Raw genomic sequence first — 11,931 nt, 5'->3', positions numbered from 1 at the left:
AGCGACATGCATGCAATCGAAGTCAGTGAAACTGGCGGCCCCGAGGTCCTGCGCTACGTCGACACGGCACAGCCCACGCCGGGCCGAGGCGAGCTGCTGATCCAGACCGAGGCCGTCGGCGTCAACTTCATTGATACCTATTTCCGTTCCGGGCAGTACCCCCGCGAAGTGCCCTTCGTCCTCGGCTCCGAGGTGTGCGGCACCGTGGTGGCCGTGGGTGAAGGGACCAACGAAGAGTTCAGCGTCGGCGACCGCGTGGTGTCTGCGGCGGCCTCCGGTGCGTACGCCGAATTTGCCACTGCGCCAGAACATTTGACCGCTAAAGTACCGGACGGCGTCAGCTCCGAAGTGGCGGCCTCAGTGCTACTGAAAGGCCTGACCGCGCACTACCTGCTGAAGTCGGTGTACCCGGTGCAGGCTGGTGACGCAGTACTGGTGCATGCCGGCGCCGGCGGCGTCGGGCTGATCCTGACCGAGTGGGCACACCTGCTCGGCGCCCGGGTCATCTCCACCGTGTCCACACCCGAGAAGGCCAAGCTGTCCAAGAAGGCCGGCGCCGACGAGGTGCTCTCCTACCCTGATGACGCCGCGCAGTTCGGCCTCCAGATTCGCGAGCTCACCGGTGGCGTCGGGGTGGCTGCGGTGTACGACGGCGTCGGCGCCACCACGTTCGACGCCAGCCTGGCCAGCCTGGCCGTCCGCGGGACTCTGGCGCTGTTCGGCGCCGCCAGCGGGCCCGTGCCGCCAGTGGATCCACAGCGACTCAATGCCGCTGGCTCGGTATTCCTGACCCGCCCTACGCTGGCCCATTTCATGCGTACCGGCCAGGAGTTCAGCTGGCGCGCCGACGAATTGTTCGAGGCGGTTGCCAGCGGAGCGATCAACATCGAAGTCGGCGGCCGCTATCCGCTGGCCGAAGCGACACGCGCGCACCAGGACCTGCAGGGCCGCAAGACCGCCGGCTCGATTGTGCTTCTGCCGTAAGCGGTTTCAAGGCACGTCAGGCCTTCGGGCAGAAGATTCCGAGAATCTGCTGGCAGTTGTCTCTATTGATTAGGCCCGGCGGCGCCGGCGGCGGAGGGGGCGGCGGATTGTCGCCGTCCCAAATGTTTTGGGCCACATTGCCCTGCCCGAAGTAGACGTAAAAGTAGGTGTGGCAAATGTTGTTGTCCCAAACAACCGGGTTGGTGACGTGATTGCCGGTCGGCGGCAACGGTTGCCCCGGGCACCAGTGGCATGGTCACTGAGGGTGGTCGTTGGGACAGCCGGGCCAAGCATCCAGCGGGACGGGCCCGCGTTGAGCCTGGGCGGTGGTGGTGGTCAGGCCGAAATCGGACAACGCCAGACCACCCGAGAGCAGCGCCGCGGCGATGAACTTCTTGACGATGCGCCTGTGTGCCATGGTCTCGCGTCCTTTTCCGCACGGTGTGACAGCCAGTATTGGGCTGCGCTCTTTGCACCGCATGGGTATTGGCTGTGCGTCACTGGCAAGTGCACAAGCGTCAGCGCACTACCTATGTCGAGAAAGCGATATCGGTGTCAGAGCAGCGTCGGCAACGCGATCACCGAGTCGACCGCCAGCGCGCAGAACACCACCGCGAGGTAGTTGTTCGACTGCAGGAACAGCCGCAACGGCTTGACCGGTTCGCCGGCCCGGACCCCGGCGTACAACTGATGGGCCATCGCCAGGAACCACACCCCGGCCACCACCGCGACCGCCGTGTACAGCCAGCCGGCGGCCAGCGCCAGCACCATGGTGGCCAGCACGGTCAGCCAGGTGTAGATCAGGATCTGCTTGGTGACCTGACGCTCGGTCGCCACGGCGGGCAGCATCGGCACGCCGGCCAATTTGTAGTCGTCCTTGTACCGCATCGCGAGCGCCCAGGTGTGCGGGGGCGTCCAGAAGAAGATGATCGCGAACATCGCCAACGCCGGCCAACCGATGGTGCCGGTGACGGCCGACCAGCCGATCATCACCGGCATACAGCCGGCCGCGCCGCCCCACACGACGTTCTGCGAGGTGCGGCGCTTGAGCAGCAACGTGTAGACGAACACGTAAAACGCGATGGTGGCGATCGCGAGCAGTCCCGACAGCAGGTTGGTCGTCCGCCAGAGCCAGAAGAACGAGCCCACGGTGAGCACCAGCCCCAACACCAGGGCATTCCGGGTCGGCACCGCGGCCCGGGCCAATGGCCGGCGCGCGGTCCGTTTCATCAGTTTGTCGATGTCGGCGTCGACCACACAGTTCAGCGTGTTGGCCCCGCCGGCCGCCAGCATCCCGCCGACCAACGTGTTGAGGATCAGCAGCGGGTCCACCTGGCCGCGGTGCGCCAACAGCATCGCGGGGATGGCCGTCACCAGCAGCAGTTCAATGACCCGCGGCTTCGTCAGCGCCAGGTAAGCCAGCACCGAGCCACGTATCCGGCTCGGCGCGACGCGCCCGCGAACGCTCACGCAATAACTCCTTGGGGTCGCAGCAGGGCGCAGCATCTACTACGCACGATGGTAGACCGGGTCGAGGCCGCAGCCAGCCTCCAGGGTCTATTCACACAGAATTTCCCGGCGGCGGCGGTGATCGCAAGCTCTGAGACGCTCGGATGTCATGTCCACGAAAGGCGATAGGAATACCCGCAAACCCGCACTGCAAACGCTGGCGCTCCCGCACTAGGGTGAGGATTGATCTGCGCTATGACTTACGGCCACCCCAAGGACTGACGCCTGTGACCACTCTCGAAGAGATCTCTACGCTGACCCGACCGCACCACCCCGACGACTGGACCGACCTCGACTCGGTTGCCGTCGACACGGTGCGGGTGCTGGCCGCCGATGCCGTGCAAAAGGTCGGCAATGGCCACCCCGGGACGGCGATGAGCCTGGCGCCGCTGGCCTACACCCTGTTCCAGCGCACGATGACCCACGACCCCAGCGACCCGCACTGGTTGGGCCGCGACCGGTTCATCCTGTCGGCCGGACACAGCAGCCTGACGCTGTACCTGCAGCTCTACCTGGGCGGGTTCGGCCTCGAACTGTCCGACATCGAGTCGCTGCGCACCTGGGGCTCCAAGACCCCGGGGCATCCGGAGTTCCGGCACACCAAGGGTGTTGAGATCACCACGGGTCCGCTGGGCCAGGGCCTGGCGTCCTCGGTCGGGATGGCGATGGCGGCGCGCTACGAACGCGGCCTGTTCGATCCGGACGCGGCCCCGGGCGAAAGCCCGTTTGATCACCACATTTACGTGATCGCGTCGGACGGAGACATCGAGGAGGGTGTGACCTCCGAGGCGTCCTCGCTGGCGGCCGTCCAGCAACTGGGCAACCTCATCGTGTTCTACGACCACAACCAGATCTCGATCGAGGATGACACCGACATCGCGCTGTGCGAGGACACCGCCGCGCGCTACCGCGCCTACGGCTGGCACGTGCAGGAGGTGGAAGGCGGCGAGAACGTCGTCGGAATCGAAGAGGCGATCACCAACGCGAAGGCCGTCACCGACCGGCCGTCGTTCATTTCGCTGCGCACCATCATCGGGTTCCCGGCCCCGAAGTTGATGAACACCGGCAAGGCGCACGGCGCTGCACTGGGCGACGAAGAGGTCGCGGCCGTCAAGAAGATCCTGAACTTCGACCCCGACAAGACCTTCGAGGTCCGCGACGACGTCATCGCGCACACCCGCAAGCTGGTGGATCGCGGCAAAGAAGCGCACGAGAAGTGGCAGGCCGAGTTCGACGCCTGGGCCCAGCGTGAACCCGAGCGCAAGGCCCTGCTCGACCGGCTGATCGCGCAAAAGCTGCCCGACGGGTGGGATGCCGACATCCCACACTGGGAACCGGGATCCAAAGAGCTGGCCACCCGGGCGGCCTCGGGCAAGGTGCTGTCCGCGGTGGGGCCCAAACTTCCCGAATTGTGGGGCGGTTCGGCCGACCTGGCGGGCAGCAACAACACCACCATGGATGGCGTGAAATCGTTTGGCCCGCCGTCGATTACGACGAAGGACTACACCGCCGACTGGTACGGTCGCACGCTGCACTTCGGTGTCCGTGAGCACGGGATGGGCGCCATCCTGTCCGGCATCGTGCTGCACGGGCCGACCCGCGCATACGGCGGCACCTTCCTGCAGTTCTCCGATTACATGCGCGGAGCAGTGCGGCTGGCCTCGCTGATGGACATCGACACCATCTACGTGTGGACACACGATTCCATCGGCCTGGGCGAAGACGGGCCGACGCACCAGCCGATCGAGCACCTGGCGGCGCTGCGAGCCATCCCGAAGCTGTCGGTGGTACGTCCGGCCGACGCCAACGAAACCGCCTACGCCTGGCGCACAATTTTGGCGCGCGGCAATGGCAGCGGCCCGGTCGGGTTGATCCTGACCCGTCAGGGTGTGCCGGTGCTCGAGGGCACCAATATCGAAGGCGTCGCCCGCGGAGGGTACGTGCTGGGCGATGAAGGCGACGAAGAACCCGACGTCGTCCTGATCGCCACCGGGTCCGAAGTCCAGCTTGCGGTCGAAGCCACAAAACTGTTGGCGGACAAGAACATTATTGCCCGGGTCGTGTCGATGCCGTGCGTGGAATGGTTCGAATCCCAGCCGGCTGAGTACCGCGACAGCGTGCTGCCGCCGTCGGTCTCGGCCCGGGTGGCCGTCGAGGCGGGCATCGCGCAACCGTGGCACAAGCTGGTCGGCGACACCGGGAAGATCGTCTCGATCGAGCACTACGGCGAATCCGCCGACGCCAAAACATTATTCCGCGAGTTCGGCTTCACCGCGGAGGCCGTCGCTGCCGCCGCAGAAGAAGTAGTCGACAACTGAGAAAGGGCGATTACATGAGCACTCAGAACCCCAACCTCGCTGCGCTGTCCGCCGCGGGCGTGGCCGTGTGGCTTGACGACCTGTCGCGGGACCGGCTGAAGTCCGGCAACCTGCAGGAGCTGATCGACACCAAGAGTGTGGTCGGCGTGACCACCAACCCGTCCATCTTCCAGAAGGCGTTCGCCGAGGGCGACGCTTATGACGGCCAGATCGCCGAATTGGCCGAACGCGGCGCCGACGTCGACGCCACCATCCGCACCATCACCACCGACGACGTCCGCAACGCATGCGACGTGCTCAAGCGCGAGTGGGAAGCCTCGGACGGAGTCGACGGCCGGGTGTCCATCGAGGTCGACCCGCGGCTGGCCGGCGAGACCGACAAGACCTCCGCACAAGCCGTCGAGCTGTGGAAGATCGTGGACCGGCCGAACCTGCTGATCAAGATTCCCGCCACCAAGGACGGCCTGCCGGCAATCACCGCCACTCTGGCGGAAGGGATTTCGGTCAACGTCACGCTGATCTTCTCCGTCGAACGGCACCGGGAGGTGATGGACGCCTACCTGGCCGGCCTGGAGAAAGCCCGCGAGGCGGGACACGACCTGTCCAAGATTCATTCGGTGGCATCGTTCTTCGTCTCGCGCGTGGACACCGAGATCGACAAGCGACTGGAAAAGATCGGTTCGCCCGAGGCACTGGACCTGCGCGGCCTGGCCGGTGTCGCCAACGCCCGACTGGCGTACGCGGCCTACCAGGAGGTCTTCGAAAGCGGCGAGCGCTACCTGGCGCTCAAGGCCGACGGAGCCCGCGTGCAGCGTCCGCTGTGGGCGTCGACCGGGGTGAAGAACCCGAACTACTCCGACACCCTCTACGTCACCGAACTCGTCGCCGCCAACACCGTGAACACCATGCCGGAGAAGACGATTGACGCCGTCGCCGACCACGGTGACGTCACGGGTGACACGATTCGCGGCACCGCCGACGAGGCCCAGGGCGTGTTCGACAAGCTCTCGGCGGTCGGGATCGATGTCACCGACGTATTCGTGGTCCTGGAGAACGAAGGCGTGGAGAAGTTCGTCGAATCCTGGACCGAGCTGCTGGACGAGACACAGAAACAGCTGAGCTCCACCAACAAATGACGCAGAGCGCTGATGGCTCGCAATGGTGTAATCCCTTGCGAGACAAGGACGATAAGCGACTGCCCAGAATCGCCGGGCCTTGTGCAATGGTGCTTTTCGGCGTCACCGGCGACCTGGCGCACAAAAAGGTGGTGCCGGCCGTCTACGACCTGGCCAATCGTGGCCTACTGCCGCCGACCTTCTCGCTGGTCGGCTTCGGCCGCCGCGACTGGGATCACGACGCCTTCGCCCAGGTAATCCACGACGACGTCAAACAGCACTGCCGCACCCCGTTTCGGCAGGCCATTTGGGATCGGCTGGCCGAAGGACTGCGGTTCGTGCAGGGTGCTTTCGATGATGACGCCGCGTTCGCGCGGCTGGCCGAGACGCTCGACAAGCTTGACGCCGAGCGCGGCATCGGCGGCAATCATGCCTTCTACCTGGCGATCCCACCGAAGTCGTTTCCGGTGGTATGCGAAAAACTGCACTCCTCCGGGCTGGCCCGACCAATTGAGGACAGGTGGAGCCGGGTCGTCATCGAAAAGCCGTTCGGCCACGACCTGAAAAGCGCGTGCGACCTCAACCACGTGGTGAACTCGGTGTTCCCAGAGGAGTCGGTGTTCCGCATCGACCACTATCTGGGCAAGGAGACGGTGCAGAACATCTTGGCGCTGCGCTTCGCCAATCAGCTGTGGGACCCGATCTGGAACGCGCACTACGTCGACCACGTGCAGATCACGATGGCCGAGGACATCGGCTTGGGCGGGCGGGCCGGCTACTACGACGGCATCGGCGCGGCCCGTGACGTCATCCAGAACCACCTGATGCAGCTGCTGGCGCTCACCGCGATGGAAGAACCGGTCAGCTTCAATGCACACGCTTTGCAGGCCGAGAAGATCAAAGTGATGTCGGCCACCCAACTCGCCCAGCCGATCGAGGCGACCACCAGCCGCGGCCAATACGCGGCCGGCTGGCAGGGCGGCGAGCAGGTGGTGGGACTGCTTGACGAGGAAGGTTTCTCGAAGGACTCCACCACCGAGACCTTCGCGGCGATCACGCTCGAGGTGGACACCCGTCGCTGGGCCGGGGTGCCGTTCTACCTGCGCACCGGGAAACGCCTGGGCCGCAGGGTGACCGAGATCGCGCTGGTCTTCAAACGCGCCCCGCATCTGCCGTTCGACGCCACCATGACCGACGAACTCGGCACCAACGCCCTGGTAATCCGGGTGCAGCCTGACGAGGGCATCACGCTGCGGTTCGGATCCAAGGTCCCGGGCGCGATGGAGGTCCGCGATGTCAACATGGACTTCTCCTACGGCTCGGCGTTCGCCGAGGACTCCCCCGAGGCGTATGAACGGCTGATCCTGGACGTGCTGCTGGGTGAGCCGTCGCTGTTCCCGGTGAACGAGGAGGTCGAATTGGCTTGGCAGATACTCGATCCCGTCCTCGACCATTGGGCATCGAACGGTAAGCCCGACGCGTATGAGTCGGGTACCTGGGGGCCGGCTTCGGCGGATGAGATGTTGCGCCGAACCGACCGGGAATGGCGGCGGCCGTGATCGTCGATCTGCTCGACACCACCACCACCGCGGTCAACAAGAAGCTCGACAAGCTTCGTGAACAGGCCGGCGTGGTGATGATGGGCCGCGTTGGAACGCTGATCATCAAGTCCGACAACGACACCCTGCTCGAGGAGGCCATCGAGGCCGCCAATGCAGCCAGCCACGAACACCCCAGCCGGGTCCTCGTCGTGGCGGCCGGCGACACCGATGGTCGCGATGCCCGCCTGGATGCCCAGGTTCGGGTCGGCGGCGATGCTGGCGCCGGGGAGGTGGTGGTGCTACGGCTGTCCGGCCCTCTTTCCGGTCACTCGGCCAGCGTCGTCATTCCGTTCTTGCTTCCCGACATTCCGGTCGTGGTGTGGTGGCCCGATATCGCTCCCGCGGTGCCCGCCCAAGACCCGTTGGGCAAGTTGGCGATTCGCCGGATCACCGATGCGACCAACACCGACGACCCGCTGTCGGTGATCAAGAGCAGGCTTCCCGGATACACCGCCGGGGACACCGACCTGGCCTGGGCGCGGATCACCTACTGGCGGGCGTTGCTCACCTCCGCGGTCGACCAGAAGCCGCACGAGAAAATCGAATCCGCGCTGGTTTCCGGTCTACGCACCGAACCCTCGCTCGACGTCCTGGCTGGCTGGTTGGCCAGCCGGATCGACGGGCCGGTGCGCCGCGAGGTCGGCGAGCTGAAGGTCGAACTGGTACGTAAAACCGAAACCATCACTTTGAGCAGGCCGCAGGAGGGCGCGACCGCGACCCTGAGCCGAACCGGGCGCCCGGATGCTCTGGTTCCGTTGGCGCGCAGAGAAACCCGCGAATGCCTGGCCGAAGACATGCGGCGCTTGGATCCCGACGAGGTCTACTTCAGCGCGCTGGAAGGAATCGATAAGGTGCAATACGCGTGAGTACAGTCGTTGAGATCTTTCCGGACAGCCAAACCCTGGTCGAGGCGGCGAGCGGCCGGCTGGTCGACACCATCAGGGCCGCGGTGACGGCGCGGGGGCGCGCCCTGATCGTGCTGACCGGCGGCGGCAACGGGACCGGGTTGCTGAAGCATCTGCGCGCTCATGCCGACCAGATCGACTGGTCGAGGGTTCACCTCTTCTGGGGCGACGAACGCTACGTTCCTTTAGCCGACGACGAGCGCAACGAGAAGCAGGCGCGCGAGGCTCTGCTCGATCACATCGACATCCCGTCGAGCAACGTGCACCCGATGGCCGCCAGCGACGGCGAATTCGGCACCGACCTCGCCGCCGCGGCGCTGGCCTACGAACAACTGCTGGCGGCCAACGCCGAAGCCGGCGAGCAGGTCCCGAACTTCGATGTGCACCTGCTGGGCATGGGCCCCGAGGGGCACATCAATTCGCTGTTCCCCGACACCGCGGCGGTGCGTGAGAGCACCCGGATGGTGGTGTCGGTCGACGACTCCCCCAAGCCGCCGCCGCAACGAATCACCCTGACGATTCCGGCGATCCGCCGCTCCCGCGAGGTGTGGCTGATGGTCTCCGGGTCCGCCAAGGGCGATGCGGCCGCCGCTGCCATCGGCGGCGCCCAGCCGGTCGCGATACCGGCCGCGGGGGCCGTCGGGCTCGAAACGACGCTGTGGCTGCTCGACTCCGACGCCGCCGCCAAGCTTCCCGCCCCGGGCTAGACCGCCCCGCCGGCCACCGCAGCGCCGACGCCTGCGCAGATCCAATTAGATGTTTCGAAGTTTTGCCCGGTTGTGTCCCGGTCATAATTAGCGTTATGGCAGACCGAACGGTGCGCAACGGGCCCGAGCGAAATCGGATCAAGACCCTCACTCAGGCGGCTTTGAACGCCGATAAGACGGTCGAGCAGGTCGAGGATGTCCTCGACGGACTCGGCAAGACCATGAACGAGCTGAGCAGTTCCCTGACCCGGTTGAACGGCACGGTCGAGCGCTTGGACGGCGGCCTGGATCACCTGGAAGGAACCATGGAAAGCCTCGATGAGCTCGCCAAACGCCTCATCTCGTTGGTCGAGCCGGTGGAGGCGATCGTCAAGCGCATCGACTACATCGTGAGCATCGGCGAGACGGTCATGTCGCCGTTAGCGGTGACCGAACACGCGGTCCGCGGTGTGGTGGACCGGCTGCGGAACCGGACGACTGGCTAAATCAGAATCGGTGGCTCGTGTGCGCGCAGCGGCGGAAGTTCACCGGTGAACTTCTCCATCTCAACGAGTACATGTTGACCCGTGCTGCCGTGTGCCAACGACGACGTGCCGCAGTCGTTGCTCAGCGCATTGGGGTTACCGTGCACGCACATCGATGCCGGATCGCTTGGGTCGGCGGGGTCGAACCATGCCCCGGTGGATAGCTGCACCACTTGCGGTCGCACGCTGTCATCGACCACAACACCCGCCAGGCAAGCGCCGCGATCGTTGAATACCCGTGCGATGTCGCCGTCGCTGAGCCCCCGCGCCGCGGCATCATCCGGGTGAATCCGGATTGGTTCTCTCCCCTGAATTTTTGACGCAATGCTGGCAGCACCGTGATCGAGCTGGCTGTGCAGGCGAGTCTTCGGCTGGTTGGCGATCATGTGCAACGGATACCGCGCGGCGCGCGAACCGCCTAGCCACTCGGTCGGTTCGTACCAGGCGGGGTGGCCGGCACAATCCGACAGGCCGAACCCGTCGATCGTGTCCGAGAAGATCTCGATGCCCCCGCTCGGAGTCCCCAACCGGTGGGCGGCCGGGTCAGCACGAAAATCGGCAAGCCACGTGAGGCCGGTCCTCGTCGGCAGCTGAAGCTGGCCGGCACGCCAGAAATCGTCAAACGACGGCACCGCGAAATCCAGCTCTGCCGACCACTTTTCATAGCTGTGTTCCAGCCACTGACGTGCACTGCGGCCTTCTGTGAATCGCTCACCGAATCCCAATCGGTGGGCCAGCAAGGAAAAAGTGTCGTAGTCATCGCGGGCGTTGGCGTACCTCGGCACCATCGCCAGCATCGCGGTCAGCATGGCAGCGGTCTTACTCCCCGCAAAATCGTCCCGTTCGAAACTGGTGGTGGTGGGTATCACGATGTCGGCGTGTTTCGCCATTGCAGTCCAGAACTGTTCATGCACCACAATCGTGTCCACCCCGGCCATCGCCCGGCGAAACCGCGGCAAATTCTGGTGGTGGTGAAAAGGGTTGCCGCCCGCCCAATACACGCATTTGATATGCGGCAGATCGAGTAGTTTGCCGTTGTAGGCCAGCTGTTCACCCGGCCGGCAGAGCAGCTCAGTGATCGCCGCCACCGGGATATACGCCGACACAGGGTTGCTGCCCTGCGAGAATTTCGGCAGGCTGCACGCCAGCGGCGGGTTACCGACGCCATTGGCGCTGTAACCGTGACCGTATCCCCCACCCGGAAGCCCGATCTGGCCCAGCATCGCCGCCAGGGTGGCACCCATCCACACGGTCTGCTCGCCGTGTTCGGCCCGTTGCAAAGACAAACTGGTGGTGATCAGAGTCCGGCCGGCTGCCATCCGACGGGCGAGATTCCGCAGGCCATCTGCATCGATCCCGGACAGGGCTGCGGCCCATTCGGGTGTCTTAGGCGTCCCGTCCTCGCTGCCCAGCAGATAGCGCTCGAAGCGTTCGTAGCCCACACAGTAGGTGTCGAGGAAGACGCGATCGGCCAGCGATTCAGTGGCCAGCACATACGCCAGCCCCAACATGATCGCCACATCCGTGCCCGGCACGGGTGCGATCCACTGGCAGCCATCATCGAGCGAGCCGGCGATCGCGGTGATGTCGTCGCGCAGCGGGCTGATCGACACCAACCGGCCGCCGCCGGCCCGGTATCGGGTGACGTAGTCACGGTCTGGATGCGCGGCGGCGCCACCGGGCATCACCGCGGAGTTCTTCAGCGGCAACCCGCCGAACGCCACCAATAGCTCGGTGTGGTCGACGATGACATCCCAGGTGGTGCTGCTTGCCATGGCATCAAACAGGTTTGAGCCGAAGACATGGGGGAAGATGACTTCCGATGCGCCGGCGCTGTAGCTGTGTCGGGATGCGGTGTAGCCGCCCAACATATTCAGAAAACGGTGTGTCTGACTCTGCGCATGGTGAAACCGCCCGGCGCTGGCCCAGCCGTAAGAGCTGCCGTAAATCGCCTCGTTGCCATAACGGTCGACCACGCGGCGCAGCTCGGCGGCCACCAGGTCGATCAATTCGTCCCAGCTGATCTCGACGAACTCCTCGGTCCCGCGCGCCGAACTGGGTCCAGGACCGTTTTCCAACCACCCACGCCGCACGGCTGGGTTGAGGATGCGGCTGCGGTGCCGCACCGCACCCGGCAAGTTCTGCAGCAACTGAGACGGATTCGTGTCATCGCTCGGCGCACTCACCGACGTGATGTCCCCATCACGCACCTGCGCGGTGAATACCCCCCAGTGCGTTACCGATGTGTGAGTGAGCGACATCTGCGCC

At 65.2% G+C, this 11,931-nt stretch carries 10 protein-coding genes; 7 read left to right on the top strand and 3 right to left on the bottom strand.

Going from position 1 to position 11,931, the window contains the following annotated elements; translation table 11 throughout:
- The first annotated feature begins 6 nt into the window (after nt 1–6).
- Nucleotides 7–984 (top strand): quinone oxidoreductase family protein, encoded by a 978-nt coding sequence (locus H7K34_RS17670; RefSeq protein ID WP_108922694.1) that lies wholly within the window; start codon nt 7–9, stop codon nt 982–984.
- 256 nt (nt 985–1,240) lie between these two features.
- On the opposite strand, the gene H7K34_RS17665 is transcribed toward H7K34_RS17670, so the two are convergent.
- Together H7K34_RS17665 and H7K34_RS17660 are read right to left on the bottom strand one after the other, a co-directional pair.
- Complete coding sequence (locus tag H7K34_RS17665; protein WP_264063278.1) at nt 1,241–1,402, bottom strand: hypothetical protein; 162 nt, start codon at nt 1,400–1,402, stop codon at nt 1,241–1,243.
- A gap of 137 nt (nt 1,403–1,539) precedes the next feature.
- Nucleotides 1,540–2,454, bottom strand: coding sequence for a heme o synthase (locus H7K34_RS17660; protein WP_264063277.1), 915 nt, complete (start codon nt 2,452–2,454; stop codon nt 1,540–1,542).
- A 266-nt stretch (nt 2,455–2,720) separates the two neighbouring features.
- Between H7K34_RS17660 and tkt the strand changes: the two genes are divergently transcribed.
- The 6 genes from tkt to H7K34_RS17630 all read left to right on the top strand — a co-directional run bounded on the left by tkt (nt 2,721) and on the right by H7K34_RS17630 (nt 9,624).
- Nucleotides 2,721–4,811 carry a transketolase gene (gene tkt / locus H7K34_RS17655; RefSeq protein WP_264063276.1) on the top strand — a complete coding sequence of 697 codons (2,091 nt, stop codon included), beginning with the start codon at nt 2,721–2,723 and terminating at the stop codon, nt 4,809–4,811.
- A 14-nt stretch (nt 4,812–4,825) separates the two neighbouring features.
- Nucleotides 4,826–5,947: a transaldolase gene (tal, locus tag H7K34_RS17650; RefSeq protein ID WP_264063275.1), complete on the top strand. Its 1,122-nt coding sequence runs from the start codon at nt 4,826–4,828 to the stop codon at nt 5,945–5,947.
- Nucleotides 5,944–7,485, top strand: a complete 1,542-nt coding sequence (zwf, locus tag H7K34_RS17645; protein ID WP_264063274.1) for a glucose-6-phosphate dehydrogenase — start codon at nt 5,944–5,946, stop codon at nt 7,483–7,485. Before tal ends, zwf begins: the two co-directional genes overlap by 4 nt.
- Nucleotides 7,482–8,393: a glucose-6-phosphate dehydrogenase assembly protein OpcA gene (gene opcA, locus H7K34_RS17640; protein ID WP_108924210.1), complete on the top strand. Its 912-nt coding sequence runs from the start codon at nt 7,482–7,484 to the stop codon at nt 8,391–8,393. The genes zwf and opcA overlap by 4 nt, the downstream gene beginning before the upstream one ends.
- Nucleotides 8,390–9,139: a 6-phosphogluconolactonase gene (gene pgl, locus H7K34_RS17635; protein ID WP_264063273.1), complete on the top strand. Its 750-nt coding sequence runs from the start codon at nt 8,390–8,392 to the stop codon at nt 9,137–9,139. The genes opcA and pgl overlap by 4 nt, the downstream gene beginning before the upstream one ends.
- An 86-nt stretch (nt 9,140–9,225) precedes the next feature.
- Entirely contained in the window at nt 9,226–9,624 is a 399-nt protein-coding gene (locus H7K34_RS17630; protein ID WP_264063599.1) for an ATPase, read from the top strand.
- Here H7K34_RS17630 and H7K34_RS17625 read toward each other — a convergent pair.
- Nucleotides 9,621–11,924 carry a molybdopterin guanine dinucleotide-containing S/N-oxide reductase gene (locus H7K34_RS17625; RefSeq protein WP_264063272.1) on the bottom strand — a complete coding sequence of 768 codons (2,304 nt, stop codon included), beginning with the start codon at nt 11,922–11,924 and terminating at the stop codon, nt 9,621–9,623. The genes H7K34_RS17630 and H7K34_RS17625 overlap by 4 nt on opposite strands.
- Between the last annotated feature and the right edge of the window lie 7 nt (nt 11,925–11,931).

The sequence above is a fragment of the Mycobacterium montefiorense genome (assembly GCF_025823255.1).
GTDB classification, from domain to species: Bacteria; Actinomycetota; Actinomycetes; order Mycobacteriales; family Mycobacteriaceae; genus Mycobacterium; species Mycobacterium montefiorense.
Note: the sequence above shows the minus strand (reverse complement) of the source record. Positions and strands in the feature narration are given on the sequence as shown.